Annotated in this window: 18 protein-coding genes; 16 read left to right on the forward strand and 2 right to left on the reverse strand. The window is 70.8% G+C overall.

The window, feature by feature from the left end; translation table 11 throughout:
• Nucleotide 1 precedes the first annotated feature (1 nt).
• The gene (locus tag OHA72_RS25680) at nt 2-655 is read left to right on the forward strand and encodes a TRAP transporter small permease (RefSeq protein WP_327010346.1); all 654 of its coding nucleotides are present in this window, start codon (nt 2-4) and stop codon (nt 653-655) included.
• Nucleotides 652-1,929: a TRAP transporter large permease gene (locus OHA72_RS25685; RefSeq protein WP_327010347.1), complete on the forward strand. Its 1,278-nt coding sequence runs from the start codon at nt 652-654 to the stop codon at nt 1,927-1,929. The genes OHA72_RS25680 and OHA72_RS25685 overlap by 4 nt, the downstream gene beginning before the upstream one ends.
• A gap of 54 nt (nt 1,930-1,983) precedes the next feature.
• On the opposite strand, the gene OHA72_RS25690 is transcribed toward OHA72_RS25685, so the two are convergent.
• Nucleotides 1,984-2,175 (reverse strand): tautomerase family protein, encoded by a 192-nt coding sequence (locus tag OHA72_RS25690; RefSeq protein ID WP_327010348.1) that lies wholly within the window; start codon nt 2,173-2,175, stop codon nt 1,984-1,986.
• 104 nt (nt 2,176-2,279) lie between these two features.
• Between OHA72_RS25690 and OHA72_RS25695 the strand changes: the two genes are divergently transcribed.
• From OHA72_RS25695 to OHA72_RS25710, 4 genes are all read left to right on the forward strand, one after another.
• Nucleotides 2,280-2,750, forward strand: coding sequence for a hypothetical protein (locus tag OHA72_RS25695; RefSeq protein ID WP_327010349.1), 471 nt, complete (start codon nt 2,280-2,282; stop codon nt 2,748-2,750).
• A gap of 91 nt (nt 2,751-2,841) precedes the next feature.
• A complete protein-coding gene (locus OHA72_RS25700; RefSeq protein WP_327010350.1) occupies nt 2,842-3,693 on the forward strand; it encodes an alpha/beta fold hydrolase in 852 nt (283 codons plus the stop codon).
• A gap of 115 nt (nt 3,694-3,808) precedes the next feature.
• Nucleotides 3,809-5,065, forward strand: a complete 1,257-nt coding sequence (locus tag OHA72_RS25705; protein WP_327010351.1) for an Nramp family divalent metal transporter — start codon at nt 3,809-3,811, stop codon at nt 5,063-5,065.
• A gap of 235 nt (nt 5,066-5,300) precedes the next feature.
• Nucleotides 5,301-6,449, forward strand: a complete 1,149-nt coding sequence (locus tag OHA72_RS25710; RefSeq protein WP_327010352.1) for a cupin domain-containing protein — start codon at nt 5,301-5,303, stop codon at nt 6,447-6,449.
• Nucleotides 6,450-6,508: 59 nt separating this feature from the next.
• Here OHA72_RS25710 and OHA72_RS25715 read toward each other — a convergent pair whose 3' ends face one another.
• Nucleotides 6,509-9,091: a chitinase C-terminal domain-containing protein gene (locus OHA72_RS25715; RefSeq protein WP_327010353.1), complete on the reverse strand. Its 2,583-nt coding sequence runs from the start codon at nt 9,089-9,091 to the stop codon at nt 6,509-6,511.
• Nucleotides 9,092-9,462: 371 nt separating this feature from the next.
• Here OHA72_RS25715 and pstC point away from each other — a divergent pair, with 371 nt between their 5' ends.
• From pstC to OHA72_RS25765, 10 genes are all read left to right on the forward strand, one after another.
• Nucleotides 9,463-10,485, forward strand: coding sequence for a phosphate ABC transporter permease subunit PstC (pstC, locus tag OHA72_RS25720; protein WP_327011662.1), 1,023 nt, complete (start codon nt 9,463-9,465; stop codon nt 10,483-10,485).
• A gap of 16 nt (nt 10,486-10,501) precedes the next feature.
• A complete protein-coding gene (pstA, locus tag OHA72_RS25725; RefSeq protein ID WP_327010354.1) occupies nt 10,502-11,845 on the forward strand; it encodes a phosphate ABC transporter permease PstA in 1,344 nt (447 codons plus the stop codon).
• A gap of 21 nt (nt 11,846-11,866) precedes the next feature.
• Entirely contained in the window at nt 11,867-13,516 is a 1,650-nt protein-coding gene (pstS, locus tag OHA72_RS25730; protein ID WP_327010355.1) for a phosphate ABC transporter substrate-binding protein PstS, read from the forward strand.
• Entirely contained in the window at nt 13,513-16,038 is a 2,526-nt protein-coding gene (locus tag OHA72_RS25735) for a hypothetical protein (protein ID WP_327010356.1), read from the forward strand. Before pstS ends, OHA72_RS25735 begins: the two co-directional genes overlap by 4 nt.
• 189 nt (nt 16,039-16,227) lie before the next feature.
• A complete protein-coding gene (locus tag OHA72_RS25740) occupies nt 16,228-17,340 on the forward strand; it encodes a hypothetical protein (protein ID WP_327010357.1) in 1,113 nt (370 codons plus the stop codon).
• Nucleotides 17,341-17,511: 171 nt separating this feature from the next.
• Nucleotides 17,512-18,153, forward strand: a complete 642-nt coding sequence (locus OHA72_RS25745; RefSeq protein ID WP_327010358.1) for an LPXTG cell wall anchor domain-containing protein — start codon at nt 17,512-17,514, stop codon at nt 18,151-18,153.
• Between the two features lie 2 nt (nt 18,154-18,155).
• Complete coding sequence (locus OHA72_RS25750; RefSeq protein ID WP_327010359.1) at nt 18,156-19,121, forward strand: sortase domain-containing protein; 966 nt, start codon at nt 18,156-18,158, stop codon at nt 19,119-19,121.
• Between the two features lie 46 nt (nt 19,122-19,167).
• Nucleotides 19,168-20,052: a phosphate ABC transporter ATP-binding protein gene (locus OHA72_RS25755; RefSeq protein WP_442788675.1), complete on the forward strand. Its 885-nt coding sequence runs from the start codon at nt 19,168-19,170 to the stop codon at nt 20,050-20,052.
• A gap of 265 nt (nt 20,053-20,317) precedes the next feature.
• Nucleotides 20,318-21,535, forward strand: a complete 1,218-nt coding sequence (locus OHA72_RS25760; protein WP_327010360.1) for an Ig-like domain repeat protein — start codon at nt 20,318-20,320, stop codon at nt 21,533-21,535.
• Nucleotides 21,536-21,673: 138 nt separating this feature from the next.
• Nucleotides 21,674-22,705 (forward strand): WxL protein peptidoglycan domain-containing protein, encoded by a 1,032-nt coding sequence (locus OHA72_RS25765; protein ID WP_327010361.1) that lies wholly within the window; start codon nt 21,674-21,676, stop codon nt 22,703-22,705.
• The last annotated feature ends 55 nt before the right edge of the window (nt 22,706-22,760 follow it).

The following is a 22,760-nucleotide window of genomic DNA, read 5'->3' on the forward strand; positions in this document are numbered from 1 at the left end:
GATGCGACCGACGCCCCCACCCCCCGACGGCACCCCGGACAGCGTCCTGGACGACAAGCTGGACGACAAGCCGGACAGCACACCCGCCCCCGCCGGCGAGGCCCGCGCACACCCCGCACTGCGGGCCCTCGCCGTCGCCGAGAACACGCTCATGGTGGTCCTCCTCGCCGGGACCGTCCTGACCATCCTGGCGCAGGTCTTCTTCCGGTACGCCCTGGACCGCCCCCTGTCGTGGTCCAACGAGGCCGCCACCGACCTGCTGGTCTACGTCGCCTTCGTCGGCTTCGCGATCGGCATCCGCGACAACGCCCACGTCGCGCTCAACCTGTTCGAGACGCGGCTCGGCGTGCTCCCGCGCCGGATCCTGCGCATCGGCGAGCTGCTGGTGCTGGGTGCCGTCCTGGTCTGCATCGGCATCGGCGGCGTGGCGTACATGATCGAGCAGAGCGACGTCGTCTCGCCCGTCGGGATCCCGCTGTGGGCCGCGTTCCTGCCGCTGCCACTGGGCGCCGTGCTCGGCTCGGTCCATCTCGTCGTCGAGATCGTCGCGCTGCTGCGGGGCGCCGAACTGCCGGGACTGCGCGACACCGTCCCGGAGGAGCTCACCAACGACACCGACCGGCCCGCGCCGGCGACACCGGGAGGTGCGGCATGACCTTCGCCATCGCCTTCGTCGGCATCCTGGTCCTGATCGTCGTCGGCGCGCCGATCGTGGCGGCCCTCGGCGCGGTCGGCCTCGCGCAGAGCTTCTCCGCCGGCCTGCCGCTGACCGTCGCGGCGCAGGCCGTCTTCCACGGGCTGAACTCGTTCACGCTCCTGGCGATCCCGTTGTTCGTGCTGACCGGGGAGATCCTGCACCGCTCCGGCGCGGCGGAGAAGCTGGTCCGGTTCGTGACGATGCTGGTCGGCTGGATGACCGGCGGCCTCGGCATGAGCGTGGTCGCCTCGACCATGCTCTTCTCGGGGCTGTCCGGCTCGGTCAACGCCGACGCCGCCGCCATCGGCTCGACGATGATCCCGCCGATGACGAAGGCCGGCTACCGGCGGCCGTGGTCCGCGTCGATCGTGGCCGCCGCGTCCGGCACCGGCATCCTCATCCCGCCGTCGATCACGATGATCGTGCTCGGCACCGTCGCCAACCTCTCCATCCGCGACCTGTTCCTCGCCTCGCTCATCCCGGCCGCCGTCGTGGCGCTGGGCAAGGGCTTCGTCATCTACTTCTACGCCAAGTACCGGGAGCCGACGACGGAGCGGGTCCGGGTCACCCCCCGTGAGCTGCTGCGGGCCGGGTGGGAGGCGCTGCCGCCGCTGATCGCGCCGGTGCTGATCCTCGGCGGCATCCTGTGGGGCGTGTTCACCGCGACCGAGGCGGCGGCCGTCGCCGTGCTCTACTCGGTGCTCCTCGCGGTGGTGTACCGGTCGGTGGGCCGCGGCGAATGGGTGACCATCTTCGTCAACGCGGGGCGCACCTCCGGCGTGGTGCTGTCACTCGTCGGCGTCGCCCAGCTGCTGGCCTACATGCTCGCCTACGACCAGGTCGAGATCGTCCTCGCGGACTGGGCCGGGCAGTTCACCGGCAACTACTTCCTGTTCGTCACCATCGTCATGGTGCTGTTCTGGATCCTCGGCGCGCTGCTGGACGGCGTGCCGGCGCTCGTGGTGCTCATCCCGCTGTTCATGCCACTGGCGCGGGAGGCCGGCATGGGGGAGCTGCACTTCGCCATCTTCAGCCTCGCGGTGTTCGGCATCTCCCTCGTCACCCCGCCACTGGGATCCGCGTGCTTCATCGTGTGCGGCATCGCCCGCATCCGCATCGCGGAGATGCTGCGGCCGATGCTGCCGTTCATGGCCGTGATGTTCGCGACCATCCTGCTGCTGGCCTACGTGCCGGCGTTCTCCGAATGGGTACCGGAGCTGGCCCGCAAGTGAGCACCCGCACGTGAGGAGGGGGTGGCCGGCGGTGGCCGCCCCCTCCTTCGGCTGTCAGTCGGTGCGGTCCGACTCCAGCACGCCGCCGTTGGCCACGTCGGACTTCTCGATCTCGTCGAACCGGATCCGCACCGAGGGACGCTTGGCCTTCAGGATGTCGACGGCGGCGGCCGTGACCGCCTCGGCGAACTCGCGCCGCTGATCCATGGTGCGTCCGGACAGCAGCTCCACGGTGATGTTCGGCATGTGGTCTCCTCCAGTACTGGGTTATGGAACATCATTCCGTACCACGGAACGCCGTCAAGTCCTGCGGCCCCCGCTGTGAGCGCCGGCTGGCTACAGTCATGACCATGGGGACGGACTTGGGGACGGGCGAGGTCGACGGCTGGCAGCCGCGGTCGAGGGTCGGGGCCGTGGTGGCGGCGCTGCTCGTGGGGGATCAGGACGCGGCCGAGCAGGTCGCCGACGAGCCGGAGGACGGCGCCGCCGCCGAGCCGCAGGACGACAAGGAGCCGCTGGTCCTGGCGGCCGCGATCCGGCTCGCCGTCCGGAGCCTGTTCGACGAGGACACCCCGGCCGACGCGATCGCCGACGACGTCGCGGCGATGGCCCGCGACATCGAGGTCGACCAGGACGCGGCGGTGGCGGTCATCCGGGCGCACCTCGGCCCGGACGACCAGCGGGCGCAGCTGCTGTCGGCGTTCCCGCCGCAGGTGGTGATCGACACCACATGGTCGGTGTTCGGCTACCTCTGTGAGCAGCGGCTCGGGCGCGAGGACTCCCTCGAGCTCATCGCCCAGGCGGAGCGCGAAACCCTGTAGCGCGAAACCCTGTGACGCGTGGCGTAATCGCCGGCAGGGCGGGCACTGGGGCGGCCGAAGGACTCCCAAGCTCGTCCGAAGGAGGCCAACCATGCCTTACATCACCGTCGGTACGGAGAACTCCGGCCCCATCGACCTCTACTACGAGGACCACGGCTCGGGCCAGCCGGTCGTGCTGATCCACGGGTTCCCGTTCAACGGCGCCACCTGGGAGAAACTGACCATCCCGCTGCTCGCCGCCGGGTACCGGGTGATCACCTACGACCGGCGCGGCTTCGGCAACTCGTCGCAGCCGTCGACCGGCTACGACTACGACACGTTCTGCGCCGACCTCGACGCGCTGATGACGAAGCTCGACCTGCGCGACACCATCCTGATCGGGCACTCCATGGGCACCGGCGAGGTGACCCGTTACCTCGGGAAGTACGGCTCGCGGCGGGTGTCCAAGGCGGTGCTGATGGCGCCCCTCGCCCCGTTCCTGCTCAAGACCGCCGACAACCCCGAAGGGGTGGACGGGACCCTCTTCCAGGGCTTCCAGTCGGCGATCCTGCAGGACCGGTTCGCCTACCTCACCGATTTCTGCAAGGCGTTCTTCAACTGGGAGGAGAACAAGGGCAAGCGGGTCAGCGAGGAGGCCTTCCGCGGGCACTGGGACATCGGCGCCCGAGGCTCCGCCAAGGGCACCCACGACAGCGTGACCGCGTGGCTGACCGACTTCCGCCCGGACCTGCCCCGTATCGACGTGCCCGTGCTCATCATCCAAGGTGACCAGGACAACGTGCTGCCGTACGCCAAGACGGGCCAGCGGCTCCAGCCGATGCTGCCCGACGCGCGCCTGGTCACCTTGCGCGGCGCCCCGCACGGCATCCCGTGGACCCACGCGCCCGAGGTGGCGAAGGCGACGATGGAGTTCATCGGCGCGACGGCGATGTCGCGCGCCTGAACCCGTTCCCTCGCAGGCAAGCGCCGGGCCGTCGCGGCCCGGCGCTTCGCGTCTGCGGGGAATCATGCCGGTGGCGTGAGGCCGGTCGGCCACGGTGCGCAGCACGCTCGACCTCATGGCGGAAACCACGCGCGTCGTGACCACCGAGCGGCCGCAGGCCGCACCGGGGAGGCCGGCCCGGCTGACCCCGCTGATGGGACCGGCCCTCGTCGCCGCCATCGCCTACGTGGACCCGGGCAACGTCGCCACGAACCTGACCGCCGGCGCCACCTCCGGCTACCGGCTCGTGTGGGTCGTCGTGGCCGCCAGCCTGGTCGCGATCCTGGTGCAGTACCAGGCGGCGAAGCTGGGCGTGGCCACCGGCCGGAGCCTGCCGGAGCTGTGCCGGGACCGGTTCCCGCGCTGGGGCCGGCAGATCCTGTGGCTGCAGGCGGAGCTGGTCGTCCTGGCCACCGACCTCGCCGAGTTCGTCGGCGCGGCGATCGGCCTGCGGCTGCTGTTCGGCATGCCGGTCGCCGTGTCCGCGGTCGTCACCGCCGGCGTCTCGCTGCTGCTGCTCGCGCTGCGCCGGCGCGGCCGGACCCGCCGGTTCGAGTCGGCGACCGCGGCGGCGCTGCTGCTCATCGGCGCCGGCATGGTGTACGACCTGGTCGCCGTCGGGCACCAGTCCGCGTCGGGCTTCGCCGGCGGGCTGGTGCCCCGCCTCGCCGGCAGCGATCAGGTGCTGCTCGCGATGGGCATCGTCGGCGCGACCGTCATGCCGCACGCGGTCTACCTGCACTCGGCGCTGGCCAAGCCCGGCGCCGCCGTCGGCGCGCGGCCCAAGGACGTGCGGCGGGCGCTGCGCTTCGACTGCGGGATCGCGTTGAGCGCCGCCGCGACCGTCAACGTGTCGATGATCGCGCTCGGTGCCGGGCTGGGCGCGCTGACCGCAGGCGCGTGGACCGGTGACCTGTTCGACGCGCACACCGTCCTCGCCGAGCGGGTCGGCGGCGCCGCGGCCCTCGCGTTCGCGGTGGCGCTGCTGTCCTCGGGGTTCGCGTCGTCCGGCGTCGGCACCCTCGCCGGTGACGTCGTCATGGGTGGCTTTCTCGGCCGGCGGGTCCCGGTGTACCTGCGCCGCCTGGTCACCATGACGCCGTCGGTGGTGCTGCTGACGGTCGGCACGTCGCTGACCACGCTGCTGGTCGCGAGTCAGGTCGTCATCTCCTTCGGCGTGCCGGTCGCGCTGTTCCTGCTCATCCACTTCTGCCGGGACCGGGCCCTCATGGGCCAGCTCGTCAACGCCCGGGTCACCACGGCGGTGGCGGCCGCCGCCGCGGCGGTCGTCGCGGCCGTCGGGCTGGCGCTGCCGTTCCTGCTGCTGGCCTGACCCGTGCCCGCGCCGGTACCCGCCCGGATCAGGGTCAAGCTGCTCGCGTCGGGCGCGCTGACGGTCGGGGCCGTCCTGGCCGGCGCGCCCGCGGTGACCGTCGTGGCGCTCGCCGCGACCTGCGCCGCGATCCCTCTCGCCGCCGCCGCACACGGCGGCACCGCACTGCTCCGGGCCGTGCTCGTGCCCGGGACGCAGCACGCACGTACCGACAACACCTCAGGAAGGCCGACACATGGCTCAGACGACCCAGCGGACGCTGCCGCAGCCGATGCGCGGTAACCGGGGCGGCATCGACGCCGGCCCGCGCAACGTTGAACTGGACCTGCAGAACCCCGACCTGCTCACGCCGCCGGCGACGGACTCCGGGACGATCCCGAACCTGAAGTTCTCCATGTCCATGGCGCACACCCGCATGGAGGAGGGCGGCTGGACCCGGGAGGTGACGCAGCGGGAGCTGCCGGTGGCCACTCAGCTGGCGGGCGTCGACATGAAGCTCAACCCGGGCGCGTACCGCGAGATGCACTGGCACAAGCAGTCCGAGTGGGCGTACGTCCTGGAGGGCAGCTGCCGCATCGGCGCCGTCGACCAGGAGGGCCGCACCTTCCTCGACGACGTGGAGCGCGGCGACCTGTGGTTCTTCCCGAAGGGCGTGCCACATCACATCCAGGCCCTCAACGAGGGCGTGGAGTTCCTGCTCGTCTTCGACGACGGCATGTTCTCGGAGAACTCCACGTTCATGATCAGCGACTACTTCGCGCACACGCCCCGCAGCATCGTGGCGAAGAACTTCGGCTGGTCGCAGGAGCAGCTGGCGCTGCTGCCCGAGCGGGAGAAGTACATCTTCAACGGGCAGGTCCCACCGGCCCTCGAATCCGACAAGTTGGTCAGCCCCACCGGTGACGTGCCGCGGACGTTCAAGCACCGCATGCTCGCCGAGGCGCCGGAACGCTTCAAGGGCGGCTCCGCGCGGGTCGTGGACTCCACCAGGTTCGCCGCCGCGAACGCGATCAGCGCCGCGCTCGTGGAGATCGACCCGGGCGGCATGCGCGAGCTGCACTGGCACACCACCGACGACGAGTGGCAGTACTACATCTCCGGGACCGGCCGGATGGGCGTGTTCGCCGGCTCCGGGATGAACCGCACGTTCAACTACCAGGCCGGCGACGTCGGCTACGTGCCGTTCGCGTACGGCCACTACATCGAGAACACCGGCAAGGAACCGCTCGTGTTCCTGGAGATGTTCCGCAACCCGCGGTTCGAGGACATCTCCGTCAGCCAGTGGATGGCGAACACGCCGCCCGAGGTCGCGGCCGCCACCCTCAACCAGGAGCGGGCGACGATCGAGGCGCTGCCGCACACCAAGCCGCGCATCACCCGCTGAGACGGCCGTGCCGGGCCTTACCGAAGGGCCCGGCACGACCTGCTCTCACGCGCGGGCGCTCAGCAGGCGCCCTGGTCCTCCCAGACGCCCCACTGGCCGGTGGTCGCCGGGTTCTCGCCCTGCGTCCACCATTTCGCGCGGTACCTGCGGCCGGCGTGCTGCACGACCGTGTTTCCGGTGTACGCCGTCGTCGCGTTCCACACCGGCAGCGACCCGCAACCGGTGCCGGTGCTCGGCGACGTGCTGGGGCTTCGGCTCGGCGACGCGCTCGTGCTCGGGCTCGTGCTCGGCGACGCACTCGCCGACGCGCTCGCCGACGGCGACGTGCCGGAGCAGACCCCCTGGTCGACCCAGACCGCGTTGGTGCCGGGCGTGTCGCCCTGCGTCCACCACTGCGCCTTCCACGTGTGGCCGTTGTGCGACACCAGGTTGCCGCCGGTGTACACGGTGCCCGCCGCCCACGCCGGTGCGGTGCAGGTGCCGGTCGACGGGTTGCCCGACACGGTCGGGGAGACGGTCGGCGCGGTGCCGCCGCGGGCGTGGTCGGCCGCGAGGGCGTAGGTCTGGCCGCCGAAGCTGAGCGTGAAGTTCGACGGGCCTGAGATGGGCAGCTGGTAGTTGAGGGTGACCTCGGCGAACGAGCCGGCCGCGATCGCCGGCACCGTCAGCCGCACCCGGTGGAAGTCGCCCTTGAGCCCGCCGACGTTGCTGCCGGTGTGCCCGGTGGACACCACGGTCAGCGCCCAGCCGGACTGCTGGCCGAGGTTGCCCGGCGCGGTGGTCGGGTAGTCGAACTCCAGCTGCGCCCCGGCCGGGATCGCCGCGCCGGTGTTGTTGACCAGCCGCAGCTCCGGGTTGATCGGGTAGTTGTTGTCGCCGAGGGCGAAGCCGCCGACCTGCACCCCGACGTTGAGCGTCGCGGTGGGCATCGTGATGTTGGCCTTCCTGGCCCCGTACGGGCCGGCCGCCTTGAACTTGTCGTACAGCAGGTTCGTCAGCGTGTTGCCGATGTAGTACTCGTTGCGGGTCGCGTCCCAGGCGTAGTCGCCGGCGAGCTCCCAGATCATGATGCCGCCGATGCCCTTGTTCACGACGTAGTCGGCCTTGACCCCGAGGGACTGGTCGTCCTCGGTGGACAGGAACACCTGCTTCTGCGCATTCCACAGCCACGGCGCGACCAGGGCGCTGGAGTAGTTGCGGGCGTAGGTGCCGCTGATGCGGTCCTCCGGGTCGGTCGCCGGGGTGAGCCCGTACGCCTCCAGGTAGTCCCCGGCGCGGCCGTCCTGCAGGTTCTTCGCGTGCCACATCGGGTTGGCGCCGGCCGGGACCTCGGCGTTGAGCTCGACGTCGTGCCACAGGTTGTCGATGCCGACCGCGCCGTTGCCGCACGGCGTCGTCGAGCCGATCGCCCCGCCGGTGCCGGCCGGGCACTTCGTCTGGTCCGGCAGCGCCGCGCGCCCCCACAGGCCGTTGGTGCCGCCGGTGACGCCCCGCCAGCCGCGCGTGTAGTACGGCACGCCGAGGTTGATCCGGCCGGACTGCATGGCGCCGCGGAAGTAGTGGTAGGCCCAGTCGGTGTTGAGGTAGCCGATGTTCTGGTACGCCCCGTACACGCCGCCGGAGGACAGCTCCGCGTCGTCGCCGTTGTCGTACAGCGCCGCGTTCGGCCCAACGTAGTTGTTCCACGAGCCGTGCAGGTCGTAGGACATGATGTTCACGTAGTCGAGGTACTGCAACGCCTGGTAGGACTCCAGGCCGCGCAGCAGCCAGCCGGACGCGGGCGCGGCGACGGTCACCATGTAGTACTTGCCGTCGGTGGCCGCGGCGGCGTCGAGCTTCTCCCGCAGCGTCTTCATCAGCAGGTGGTAGGAGGCGTTGAGCCCGGCCCGCTTCGCGTCGGCCTGGGCGAAGTCGAGCGGGTTGCCGGCCTTCGCGTTCGACGTCGGGTACTCGTAGTCGATGTCGACGCCGTCGAAGCCGTAGGTGCGCAGGAACGTCACCACAGAGTCGGCGAAGGTGTTGATGCCGGCGACGTTGATGCTGTTGTCGCTGTTGGTGGTCATCCGGTAGAAGCCGCCGGAGTCGATCCGGTCGCCGTTGTCGGCGAAGTAGCCGCCGGTCTCGGCCCAGCCGCCGACGCTGATCAGCGTCTTGACCGCCGGGTGCTGCTTCTTGAACTTGTTGAGCAGGTTGAAGTGCCCGGTGTACGAGTACGCCGGGTCCATCTCCGCGCCCGCGGTGCCGGGCCAGGTCATGTTGGTCGCGGCGTTGTTCGCCGCGCTGGGCGTGCCGACGGAGATCTTGTTGGTGCCGTCGACGTGCGCGAACGCGTAGTTGATGTGGGTGACCTTGTCCCACGGGATCTGGCTGGCCAGGTACGCAGGTGCGCCGTTCTTGCCCGTGCGCCAGCTGGTGAAGTAGCCGATGATGCGGCGGCCGTGGTCGGCGCCGAGGTTCTCGCGGCCGTTGGTGTCGTAGACGTTGCAGTAGGGGACGGTGACCCCCGGCGTCGGGTAGAGCCCGTCCGGGCGGCACGCCGCGTGGTCGACCTCCGCGTTGGCGGTGGTCACGAAGAACGCCGCGGATGCGGCCACGAGTGCGGCCGTCGCGGCGGACAAGAGGTGCAGGGTGCGTCGTCGCATGGAACCCTCCGCCAACCGTTAATAAAGTTAACAGTAAAGTGTCCTAAAGGTATAGCGACCATTGACGAGGGTGCGCAAGAGCCAGGCTTAACGGCGTCTTAGTACGCGACTTATTTCTGGGTCGCCTGCTCCAAGCTGCGCATCGCCGCCGACTCGTTCGTGCCGGGTACGCCCCCGGATCGGCCGTTGCGGCGGCATCGCCTGATCCCGCAGCACTGTTCATCTGCCGCATGTCCGGCGTGAGCATCGGACCACGTGAGCCGTCACCCCGCCTGACGAGGCTGGCCGCGATGTCTTCGGCACCGGGCCGGCGACGCCGTCCCGGGCGCTCCCGGCCGGCAACGGCGGGGAGGGAACAGTCCGTGACCACGATGATCAAGGCCCCGCCGCGGGGGCCGGACGGGTCATCCCCTGCCGTTGACGCCCCGCGCACGGTCACCACCCGGCCGACCCCAGCGGACGTGCTGTTCCGGGGGATGCTGCGCGCCGGAGGCGGCACGGTGCTCGTCCTCATGCTGCTCGTCGGCGGATTTCTCACCGCCGGGGCGCTGCCCGCGCTGCGCTCGGCGAAGCTGGACTTCCTCACCACCGAACGGTGGGAGCCCGACGGCGGCACGTTCGGCATCGCGGCGGTCCTCAGCGGTACGGTGATCATCGCGCTGGTGGCCGTCACGCTCGCGTTGCCGCTGTCGATCGGCGCTGCGTTGTACCTGTCCGAGTACGCCCCGGCGGCCTGGAAACGGTTCCTGATCAGCCTCGTGGATCTCATGGCTGCGGTGCCGAGCGTCGTGTACGGGTTGTGGGGCTTCTTCCTGTTCCAACCCTTCGCGCTCGACTTCGCCCGGTGGATGTCCACCTGGCTCGGCTGGATCCCGATCTTCTCGGTCGACGGCGTCGAGCCCGGCGACCCGCTGGCCACCGAGACGGTCTACAAGTCCTCGGCGTTCATCGCCGGTGTGGTGGTCGGTCTGATGGTCACCCCGATCGCCACCTCGGTGATGCGCGAGGTGTTCTCCCAGGCGCCGATCGGTGAGCGGGAGGGTGCCTACGCGCTCGGCAGCACCCGCTGGGGGATGATCCGCACGGTGGTCCTGCCGTTCGGCAAGGGCGGGATCATCGGCGGGATGATGCTCGCGCTCGGGCGGTCGCTCGGCGAGACCATCGCGGTGGTGCTCATCATCTCGCCGGCCTTCGTGTTCCAGCCGCACATCTTCGAGGTCGGCACCAACTCCGTCGCCGCCCTGATCGCCAACCTGTACGGCGAGGCGTCGTCGTTCGCGACGTCCGCGCTGATGGCCGCCGGCCTGACGCTCTTCGTCATGACGCTGATCGTCAACTTCATCGCGTCGAGCGTCATCGCGCGCAGCCGATCCGGAGCCTCGAGTGACGCGTGAGAGGACCGTGTTGCCGATGCCTGCCCGCCATGCCGCGCCCGAGGTGACCCGCCCGGCAGGGCACCCCGCGGGCGGGAACGATCCGGTGGCGGCCGCCGTCACGGAGGTCGTCCCGCCGGCGGCCGGTCCCGGCCGCGCGACGACCACGGTCGTGGTGCGGGCACCCGAGATCGACGCCGTCCCCGAGTCGCGCCGCCGGTTCGCCGGCTCGCAGCGCGACGAGGTGCTGTCGCTGGTGGGCGCCGCGGCCGGTGCCGTCGGCTTCACCGCGCTGCTGTACACCTGGCTGCTGCCCTTCGACGGGGTGCTGGGCTTCATCGTGATCGCCTACGTCAGCTTCCTGATCCTCTACGCGATCCTGATCTCGGCCGATCGGACGGGCCTGGCGGTCCGGGACAAGTTCGTCAACGTGATCGTGCACAGCCTGGGCTTCCTGCTGCTGGCCGTGCTGGTGACGATCGTCGTCTTCACGTTCGTCCGCGGCTGGCGGGCGCTCGTGCACGGCAACTTCTTCACGCAGGACCTCAGCGTCACCGGCCCCTTGGCGCCGATGACCCAGGGCGGCGTGCTGCACGCCATCATCGGGACGCTGGAGCAGATCTCGATGGCGCTGATCGTCACGGTGCCGCTGGGCGTCAGCTGCGCGGTGTTCCTCAACGAGATCCCGGGCCGCTTCAGCCGGTTCGTCCGCACGGTCGTCGAGGCGATGACCGCGCTGCCGTCGATCGTGTCCGGCTTGTTCATCTTCGCCATCATCCTGCTGTTCGCCTCCACCGGACTGAAGGAGCGCATACCCTTCGAGCGGTCCGGGTTCGCCGCCTCGTTGGCGATCAGCGTGATGATGCTGCCGATCATCGTCCGCGCGGGCGACGTCGTCCTGCGGCTGGTGCCGGGCACGCTGCGGGAGGCGTCCCTCGCCCTGGGCGCGAGCCAGTGGCGGACCGCCTGGCACGTTGTGCTGCCCACCGCCCGTTCGGGCCTGACGACCGCGGTCATCCTCGGCACCGCCCGGGGCATCGGCGAGACCTCCCCGGTGCTGCTCACCGCCGGGGTCTCCACGTCGGTCAACCTCAATCCGTTCAGTGGCCCGCAGGTGTCGTTGCCGCTGCAGATCTTCGAACTGGTGCGGTACCCGGGTGAGACCATGATCGCCCGCGGGTTCGCCACGGCGACGGTGCTGCTGATGCTGGTCATGCTGCTGTTCGTCCTGGCCCGGCTGATCGGCGGCCGCGGCGCGGGTCAGCTCAGCGCGGCCCAGCTCCGCCGCCGGATGCGCGCTTCACGCGCCGACCAGGCCCGGTTCGTCGCCCGGGAGCGGGAAGCCGCGGTCCAGGTCGTCCCCGATCACCAGCCCCAGTAACCCGTCATCGCGAGGTAGGTCATGTTGAGAGTCCCGATCCCTGCGCCGGTCGGTGCGACCCGTTGGCGGCGGGCGGCGGCGGGTGTCCTGGCCGTCGGGCTGATCGCCGGCACGGTCCTGCACGCCACCGTCGCGCAGGCTGCCGTGTTCGTGGCCGTCACCGGCGCCGGCTCCACCTGGAGCCAGAACGCGCTGACGCAGTGGCAGGCGCACGTGAAGCAGTCCGGCATCACGATCAACTATGACGGCCAGGGCTCGACGGCCGGGCGCAACCGTTTCTCGAACCTCACCGCGGACTTCGCCGTCTCGGAGATCCCCTACGGCGTGACCGACCAGGGCTCCAACGTCGCGGACCCGCCGCCGGCGCGCAAGTTCGCGTACATGCCGGTCGTGGCCGGTGGCACCGCGTTCATGTACAACCTCAAGGTCGGCGGGCGGCGGGTCACCAACCTGCGGCTGTCAGGGCCGACCATCGCCAAGATCTTCACCGGCACCGTCACGCTGTGGAACGACCCGGTGATCAAGGCGGAGAACCCGGGCATCGGCCTGCCGGCCCGGAAGATCGTTCCGGTGTACCGGTCGGACGGCTCCGGCACCACGGCACAGTTCACCGCCTGGCTGGCCGCCCGCCATCAGGGCACCTGGGACCCGTACTGCGCCTCGGTCGGCCGGCGCACCCCCTGCGGGCAGACCTCGGTCTTCCCCGGCAAGCAGGGCTTCGTCGGGCAGAACGGCTCCAGCGGTGTCACCAACTACACCAAGGCCGACACCTCCGAGGGCGCGATCACCTACGTCGAGTACTCCTACGCCCGGGAGGCCCGTTTCCCGGTGGTGAAGGTGCTCAACGAGCAGGGGTACTACGTCGAGCCGACCGCGAAGAACGTCGCGGTGGCGCTGCTGGAAGCGAAGATCGACGAGCGGGATCCCAACTCGCAGACCTACCTGACCCAGGACCTCAGCGGCGTCTACCGCAGCGCCGACAAGCGCTCGTACCCGCTGTCGTCGTACTCCTACGCGATCGTGCCGACCGCGCTGGAGGCGCCGATCAACGAGAACAAGGGCTACACCCTCGCGAAGTTCCTCTACTACGTCATCTGCCAGGGGCAGGAGCAGGCCGAGACGCTCGGCTACTCGCCACTGCCGATCAACCTGGTCCGGGCGGGGTACAGCCAGATCAAACGCATCCCCGGCCGGGTCGAGGAGCAGATGGTCGGCTGCCGGAACCCGACGTTCGCCCCCGACGGCAGCAACCGCAACATCCTGGCCGAGACGGCGCCCAACCCGCCGGAGTGCGACAAGGCTGGTGGCGCGACGCAGTGCACCACCGGCACCGGCGGCGCGGCCGGCACCAACAACCCCGCCGCCGACCCCGGCACGGGCGGCGGCACCACCGTGCCCGGCGCGGGCACGCCCGGCGCGGGCGGGAGCGCCGCGGCGTCCTCCGCCCCACCGGTGATCGACCCGGACACCGGTGAGATCGTCGGTGGCGGGAACGGTGGCGGGGGGCAGGCGGTCTACGCGACGCCGGTCGACCTCGCCGCCGGTGGCGGCTGGACGTTCACCCACACCATGATGATGCTGGCGGGCCTGCTGCTCGGCGGTCTCATCGTCGTCCCGCCGCTCGTGGCCCGTGCCGTCAACGGCCGTGGTGACGACCGGGGCGCCCGGTGACGCCGGTCGACGCGGCGCCCGCGCCCGCCCGGCCGCGCGACCGGACGTCGCTGCGGCGCTGGCTCGCCGCCCTGGCCGTCATGCTCGCCGGGCCGGGCCTGCTGCTGACCGTCGTGCCGGCGACGGCGGAACCGCAGGCCGCGGCACCGGCCTGGACCACCCCGTCGACCGTGACGGTCAAGGGCGGGACCGGCCCGCTGGAGGACTTCTCCAACCTGTCCATCACCGTCTCGCAGACCAGGGACCTGTTCAGCCAGGCCATCGAGATCACCTGGACCGGTGGCAGGCCGACCCCGGCGGACTCCGGCGGGCAGAACGTGCTGTCGATCATGCAGTGCTGGGGCGATCCGCGCGCGGCGGACGACCCGCTGGGGCTGAAGTTCCGGGAGACCTGCCAGTTCGGCTCGGGACTGACGCCGCCCACCTTCGGCGGGGTCAACAGCATCCAGGACGGCGGCACCCGCGGCATCCTGCCCGGCGCCCAGCGCGACCCGGCCGAGACCCAGCCGGAGGACGCCCTCGTGGTGCCCTTCCGCCCGGCGGACGGTGACGCGCCGACCCCGAACGGAAGCCCGAGCCAGCCGCTGCCGGTGCCGGGGGAACTGCCCAGCGCGGTGAGCACGTACTTCTCCGCGTACAACACCAACGAGATCCCGTACGCCATCACCACCGGCGACGGCACCGGCCGGGTCGTCTTCGAGGTGCAGACCGCCCGCGAGGCCAACCACCTCGGCTGCGGCAAGCGCCTGCCCGACAACTCCATCGCGCCGTGCTGGCTGGTGATCGTGCCCCGCGGCGAGATCGACTGGACCACCGGGAAGCCCGCCGGTCCGGGCGGGGTCATCAACGGGTCCCCGCTCACCCCCGGCCTGTGGCAGAGCCGGATCGCGGTCAAGCTCGAATTCCTGCCGCTGGACCGCTTCTGCCCGTTGGGCGGGGCGGAGCTGGGCATCGCCGGCTCCGAGTTCGTCGCCGACGCGGTGCTGTCCTGGCAGCCCGAGCTGTGCAAGGACAACGGGCCGATGTTCGCCTACAGCCAGCTGCCGGAGTTCCGCACCGGTGAGGAACTGGTGAAGCGGAACGGCAACACCGGACTGGGCTTCCTGCAGAACCCGGTCGAGCGGGTCGAGGGTGACCCGGAGGTGCTGTACGCCCCGGTGGCCATCAGCGCCGACACCATCGGGTACAACATCGACTACGACCTCCCGCCCGGTGGCGCACCGCCCGAGGTCGAGAAGTTGCGGGCGACCCAGGTCCGTGAGGTCAACCTGACGCCACGGCTGGTCGCCAAGATGCTGACGTTCTCCTACAAGCGTGACGTCGTCGGCGGCCAGCCGGCCTACCTGCTGACGAACCCCATCACGCCCCGCCAGGACAAGGAGTTCCTGAAGTACAACCCCGCGTTCGAGTACTACATCGAGTCCGGTGTGCGGTGGGACGGGCTGATGGTGCCGGACAAGGACTCGCCGGCCAACCTGGCGGTGTGGGAGTGGATCCTCGCCGACGAGGAGGCCCGCGCCTGGCTGGGCGGCAAGCCCGACGAGTGGGGCATGGTGGTCAACCCGGCCTACCCGGCGCTCTTCAGCGCGGGTGCGGTGGTCCCGGCGGATTTCCCCAAGCTCGACCAGTCCACCCGGCTCGCCGACAACCTGTCGGTGCCGCCGAACCCGAGCTCGCTGATCACCACCTTCAACCACCGGCCGTACACGCCCACCCGCGCCGAGGGCGCCCGGCGGGTCCTGCGGGCGTACTCCCAGACCCAGTCGATCTGGGTCCAGTCCAGCGCCTCCGGCGACTACAAGCTGGACTACACCCCGCCGAACCCGCCGGGACGCCGGTTCGCGATGGGGCTGACCGACGCGCCGAGCGCCGCCCGGTACGGGACATTCACGGCCAGGCTGCGCAACCGCAACGGCGAGTTCGTGGCGCCGGACGAGGCGGCCGTCACCAAGGCGTACCAGGCGATGACGCCGAACGCGGCCGGGATGCTGGAGCTGGACCCGTTGAAGAAGACCCCCGGCGCGTACCCGTTGCCGGTCGTCACGTACGCGGGTGCCAACACGGCGCAGAGCCAGGAGCGGCGCAGGATGTACGCCCAGTTCCTGCGGTACGCCGTGGGGGAGGGCCAGGTCCCGGGCACCGCGCGGGGACAGCTGCCCGCGGGCTACGTGCCGCTGCCGGAGGCGATGAAGGCCAAGACGCGCGAGGTGGCACTGCGGTTGGAGAACTGGGTGGAGCCGGCGGCCACCACCACCGCCCCGCCACCCGCCGCCGCGACGGCGACCACGCGACCCGGCGGGGTGACCCTGACGCCGAACACCGGCACGCGGCCGTCGGTCCCGCCCTCGACGTCGCCAGGGGCGTCGATCGCCCCGGTGGGACCACTGGAGTACACCGCGGCCGAGCCGGTCGGCAGCATCCGGTACGCCTGGCTGTTCGCGCTCGGCGCCGGGATCGCGTTCGCGATGGCGGGTCCGGTGCTGCTGACGATCGCGAAACACCGCCGGAGGAGATCGGGATGACGACCGATTTCGCATTCTTCGCACCGATCTGGAAATGCCGTTCATTCGGCGCTCATGTTGGCGAAGGACAACCCGCGAAACGTTTTCTCAACACGGGTATCCGTTGTGCGGTACGCGGCCGAATGATTACGACGGCTCATTCATCTGAATCGAGCGGTACCTCCTGATCTCCTCAGAAAGGGAGAACGCATGAAGGTGCGCACCTTCGGGCGCATGGCAGCGGCCGGTTTCGGCGCGGTCGTCGCTCTCGTGGCCGTGGCGACTCCCGCCGCGGCCGACCCGATCCCCGCCAACGAGTACCGGGTCATCGCCGGTGCCGGCTCCGACACCACGCAGGACGTGCTCAACGGCCTGGGCAATGTGATCCGGGACGCCGGCAACAACAAGATCATCGCCTCCTGGGACGCCCGTGACCCGGGCGGCGTCGTGCCCGCCCCCAAGATCAAGACCAAGGCGGCGAACTGCACCTTCACCCGGCCGAACGGCTCGGGTGCCGGACGCACCGCGCTGCGCGCCTCCGAGGGCGAGACCGGCGGGCTGTTCCAGGGCGACAACGTGGTCGGCTGCGTCGACTTCGCCCGCTCGTCGAGCTTCTCGCAGACGTCCCCGACGACCACGGGTAACCTCACGTACATCCCGTTCGGGGTGGACGCGGTGACGTACGCGAAGAACGTCGACAGCGACCTGCCGAACAACCTGACGTTCGTGCAGCTCCAGCGGATCTACCGCTGCCTCACCCCGGCCGTCTCCGGCACCCCGGTGTCGCCGATGCTCCTGCAGTCCGGTTCGGGCACCCGCCAGTTCTGGCTGCAGAAGATGGGCATCACCGAGAACGACATCGCCGCCGGTGACTACCCCTGCATCGACCAGGGCACCGGCACCGGATACCAGGAGCACGACGGCACCGTGCTCAACGGCAAGTTCAACTCGATCGTTCCGTTCTCGGTCGGTCAGTACGTGGCCCAGACCAACACCGCCACCATCCTGGCCCAGACGCAGGTCCAGGTCGACGACCGGCGTGGCCCGTCCAGGCTGGGTGCGGTCAACGGCCTGCAGCCGGTGGTGGGCGGCAAGCTCAACATCGCCTTCCGCGCCGAGCTGGTCCGCGACGTCTACAACGTCGTCCCTACCGCCGACCTGTTGGCCGGCTCGACCCTCGAGCGGGTCTTCTCCGGTCCGACGTCTCTGGTCTGCCAGAACGCCGCGACCATCGAGCTGTTCGGCTTCGGTGTCCGCACCACCAACGGCGCCACCCTGTTCCAGGGCGCCTGCGGCAGCACGGCGCTGAAGAACAACGCCTGATCGCCGACTCGTCCCGCGGCATCGGCCGGACGCCTTCACGGGCGTCCGGCCACCCTGCGTCCTGGTGGCGCGAGATGCCGATCATGCCCCGACCGGAAGGAACCACCCGTGCAGTCCACCTCCCCTGTCGCGCGAAGCGTCGCACTGCTCTCAGCGATCGCGGTGATCGCCGTGGCCGCTGTCGGGTTGGCCGGCCCGGTGTGGGCTGCCGACCCGAAACCCATCACCCTCGTGCCGACCAGCGGCACCGTCGAGCAGACCCCGATGTTCACGGCCATCACGACGGCCGAACCCTGCCCGACCGGGTACGGCACCAACGTCGCCGCCAAGATCGGTAAGGTCGGCGGCCCGTACAACAACCTCAACACCGTCTACAGCGACGGCGGGTACGACACGGCGCCGCTCTCGCTGGCGGCCAACCGGTCGTTCACCAGGGCCAACGGCAATGTCGCACCGCCCGCCGGCCGCTACGAGGTCGTCATCATCTGCACCAGCGAGACCCAGGGCGACCTGACCGGCCTGTTCCGCAGCCAGCAGATCGAGGTCACCGGCACCGGTTGGCAGGTCGTCGGCGGAGGCGGAGGCCCCGGCCCCATCCCGACGATCGCCGGTCCCACGACCGCGCCGCCGACCGGCTCGGCCGGTGGCGCCCAGCAGGTGCAGACGAGCATCGCGCCGCAGGTCGCCGCCCCCGGCGGTGGCGGGCTCCCGGTGACCGGTGCCGCGCTCGCCCAGCTGATCGTGCTCGGTGTCGTCCTGCTCGCCGCCGGTGCCGGCGTGGTCTGGTTCACGCGGCGGCGGAAGGCGTACTGAGGATGGCCGTGCTGACCGGACCTCCGCCGCCCGCGCCGCTGCCCGACCCGTCGCCGGCGTCGCTGCCTGAGCCGCGGCCTCTCGCGCCGCCCGTCCGGCCTGCCCGGACGGAGCCCGCAGCGTTCTGGTTGTACCTGCCCGGCGCGGCGATGTCGATCGTCGCGGTGCTCCTGCTCGGCTTCGTCGCCCACGTCACGCTGATCTCCCAGCTACGGTTCGAACGCAGCCAGCAGACGGCCTACGCCGACTTCCGCCAGGACCTGGCCAACGCGGTGGCGCCGGTGGGGCAGCTCGACGAGAACGGCAAGCTCCATCCGCTGGGCACCCCGGTCGCCGTGCTGCAGATCCCGGCGCTGGGCGCCCGCTTCGTCGTGCTGGAGGGCACGACCTCGGGCGTGACGCAGCTCGGCCCCGGGCACCGGCGGGACACGGTCCTGCCCGGTCAGGCCGGGACCAGCATCATCATGGGCCGGCGGTCCTCCTACGGAGCCCCCTTCGCCGGCCTCGACCTGCTGAACACCGGCGACCAGATCCTGGTGTCGACCGGCCAGGGCAAGGACTTCGTGTACAAGGTGATCAGCGTCCGGACCAAGGACGTCCTGAAACCAGTCCCCGTGGCCACCGGCGCCGGCCGGTTGACGCTGGTCACCGCCGACGGCGGGCCCTTCTACCCGACCGATGTGCTGCGCGTCGACGCGGACCTGGTCACCGCGCCCCAGCCGGCACCGCCCCGGCCGTTGACCGCGGCCGGCCTGCCGGCCAGCGAGAAGACGATGGGGACCGATCCGGACGCCTGGATCCTGGTGGTGCTGTGGGGGCAGGCGCTGCTCCTGGCGACGCTCGCCCTGGTCTGGGCCCGCAGTCGCTGGGGGCGCTGGCAGGCGTGGACCGTCGGCGTGCCGGTGCTCGGCTCGCTGGGGCTGGCCACCGCCGACCAGATCGCCCGGCTGCTGCCCAACCTGCTGTAGCCCACCGTCCCCGTTCCCACCATCGACGCCGTCAGAGGACAACGCCATGACCAACCCGCCCGACCTCGCCCAGCACGCCCGCACCGAGGAACTGCATGTGCCGGCGGCGTCCACGTTGCTCATGCCCCGCCCGGATCCGTCCCCGGTCGCGGCGCCGCTGGCGACGCTGGAGACGCGGGACGTCTCCGCCTGGTTCGGCGAGCACAAGGTGCTCGACCGGGTGTCGTTGACCATGCCCGCCGGGCAGGTCACCGCGCTCATCGGCCCGTCGGGCTGCGGCAAGTCCACGTACCTGCGGATCCTCAACCGGATGCACGAACTGGTGGGCAGCGCCTCGCTGTCCGGTGAGGTGCTCCTGGACGGCGAGGACATCTACGCGCCGTCGCGACGGATCACCGACGCCCGGCGCGACATCGGCATGGTGTTCCAGAAACCGAACCCGTTCCCGGCGATGTCGATCTACGACAACGTCGTGGCCGGGCTCAAGCTCACCGGGGTGAAGGCCGGCCGCCGGCAGAAGGACGACCTGGTCGAGGAGTGCCTGCTCAAGGCTGGGCTGTGGAAGGAGGTCAGCGGCCGGCTCCGTCAGCCCGGTGGCGCGCTGTCCGGCGGGCAGCAGCAGCGGCTGTGCATCGCCCGTTCGCTGGCCGTGCGACCGAGGGTCCTGCTCATGGACGAGCCGTGCTCCGCGCTGGACCCCACCTCGACCCGGCGGATCGAGGAGACGATCGCGGAGCTGCGCTCCGAGGTGACGATCGTGATCGTCACGCACAACATGCAGCAGGCGGCGCGGGTGTCGCAGCGGTGCGCGTTCTTCCTCGCCGAACAGGGCACGCCCGGCGGGATCGTCGAGCACGGCCCCACCGAGGCGATGTTCGCCGACCCGCAGGACCCCCGGACGCACGACTACGTGAACGGCCGGTTCGGCTGACCACCTATGAATGGTCGGTCATACCCCCCGACTGATTGGCGGGCCGGGGTGTACGACGGTTTCAACGAGGTTTCCCGAAATGGTCCGAAGTTGCCGGTGGTGCACTGCGGAAAACGACTCCGGTCATCGCGAATTTACTTTTCGCATGTCCGGAGTAAAGGTAAAGCCGCATCCGAAGCCACCCCATTTCACCAGCCTTATCCACGCACCGTCCGCCGGCTTCGTGGAAGTCCGGCGAACCGCCGCTCGAGTGGAGGAACTGTTTATGAAGGGTCCCAAGTCCCTGCTGGCCCGCGTGGGCGCTGTGGCGGGCGCCGCTGTGGTGTCCTCCGTGGCGCTGGTGGGCCTGGCTGCCCCGGCGCACGCCGCAGATCTGGGTTCGATCACGCTGACCCCGACCAGCGGCACCGTCGACGCCAACCCGATGTTCACGTCGGTGACGACTGCCACCGCGTGCCCGACCGGGTACGGCACGAACGTCGCCGTCAAGATCGGTAGGGTCGGCGGCCCGTACAACAACCTCAACACGGTCTACAGCGACGGCGGGTACGACACGGCCCCGCTCTCGTTGGCTGCGAACCGGTCGTTCACCAGGGCCAACGGCAACGTCGCGCCGGCGGCCGGCCTCTACGAGGTCGTCATCATCTGCACCAGCGAGACGCAGGGCGACCTGCCGGACGTGTTCCGGAGCATCAACATCGAGGTCACCGGGGCCAACTGGGCGGTCAAGGTCGCGGCGCCCGCCGAGGACACGACCACCACCCTCGCCGTCTCCCCGGCGAGCCCGCAGGTCGCGGGCACCAGCGTCACCCTGACCGCCACCGTTGCCCCGGCCGCCGCGGCCGGCACGGTGGAGTTCAAGCGTGGCGCGACCGTGATCGGCACCGCGCCGGTCGCTGCCGGGGTGGCCACCCTGACGACCACCACGCTCCCGGTCGGCACCGCCAACCTGTCGGCGTCGTTCGTCCCGGCGAACTCCGCCGCCTACAAGGCGTCGGCCTCGGCTGCGGTGCCCTTCACCGTCAGCCAGCCGGCCGGCAGCATCAGCAACGAGCAGGAGATCACCGGGGACATCGCCCCCGGCGCCTTCTCGCTCAACGTCGCCGGCACCACGGTGCCGCTGATCGGCGGCACGGTCGGTGGCACCGCCACCGGCTCGCTGAACACCGCCACGGTCGTCGACCTGCGCGGCAACAACGCCGGCTGGAACCTCACCGGCCAGGTCGAGGACTTCACCGGCGCCGGCACCATCCCGGGGAACAACCTGGGCTGGGCCCCGACCGCTACGAAGGTCAGCGGCTCGGGTGCGGTCATCGTCGGTGCGGCTTCGCCGAACGGTCTCGGCACGTCGAAGACCCTCTGCTCGGCGGCCCCGACGACCAACGCGGGCACCTTCACCTGTGGTGGCGCCGTCTCGCTGGCCATCCCGGACAACGTCGCGCCGGGTACCTACTCCGCGACCCTCACCCTGACGCTGGTCTGACCTTCGGGTCCGACCTGTTCAGGTCAGCACCGCCGTCGGCGGAGGCGTCGTGGGCAACCGTCCACGGCACCTCCGCCGCACGTCCGTCCACAGTGGTCCCTGAGGCAGTCGTCCTCCTGAAGCGAAGGCGCCCACGCCATGAATCCTCCTCGCCGCACCGCCCGCCGGGCGTTGTCCGCCGCGCTCGCCGCGCTCACCGGACTGGCTGCCGCACTGGTCGTCTCCGTACCGCCGGCGCACGCCGCGCCCGAGGACGAGTTCCGCTGGGCGGTGACGCCGGTCGGCCCGAACGGGCCGGACGGGCGGAGCCGGTACGACTACCAGGTCCGTCCCGGCACCCAGATCCAGGACCGCGTCGCGGTCTGGAACCTGGGCACCAAGGCGGTGAACTTCACCGTCTACTCGACCGACGCCTTCACCAGCTCCGACGGCGCCTTCTCGCTGCTGACCGCGGCCCAGCCGGCGAAGGACCTCGGCACCTGGACCGACCTGACCCCCAAGACGTACACCGTCCAGCCGCAGACACGGGCCGACGTCGCCTTCACCATCAACGTCCCGGTGAACGCCACCCCGGGTGACCACGCCGGCGGCATCGTCGCCTCGGTCGTCGGGACCAAGAACGACGCCGGTGGCGGCCAGCAGGTCGACATCGACCGGCGCGTCGCCAGCCGCATCTACCTGCGAGTCGACGGTCCGGTGACACCCGGGCTGGCGGTGGAGTCGCTCCAGGTCGACTACGCCAACCCGGCCAACCCCTTCCAGGGCGCGGACATGACGGTCACCTACCGGGTGCGGAACACCGGCAACATCCGGGTCTCCGGCACCGCCGCGGTCCGGGCGCGCGGCCCGCTCGGCCTCAACCTCGGGGAGACCGGCGACATCGAGGTGCCCGAGATGCTGCCCGGCAGCGAGATCACCGTCACTCGGAAGATCTCCGGTGTCTTCCCCGCGGTCTGGTTGACCGCCCAGGTGTCGATCAATCCGGTGTCCTCGCAGGGCCGGCTGTCCGCGGTGAACCGCGGCGCGACGATCGCGGCGCCGCCCTGGGCACTGGTCGGTGTGCTGCTGCTCATCATCGCCGCGGTCGCGTTGGTCGTCTGGCGCCGCCGCCGGCGCCGGCACACCGAACGCGTCCTGGTCGGTGCGGGCGCGGGCGCCGGAGGCGGATGAGCCACGCCGTTCCGTGTCCGGCGTGAGGACGCGGGTGGAGTCGCACGGGATCGCT

It is taken from the genome of Dactylosporangium sp. NBC_01737, from assembly GCF_035963215.1.
Classification (GTDB): domain Bacteria; phylum Actinomycetota; class Actinomycetes; order Mycobacteriales; family Micromonosporaceae; genus Dactylosporangium.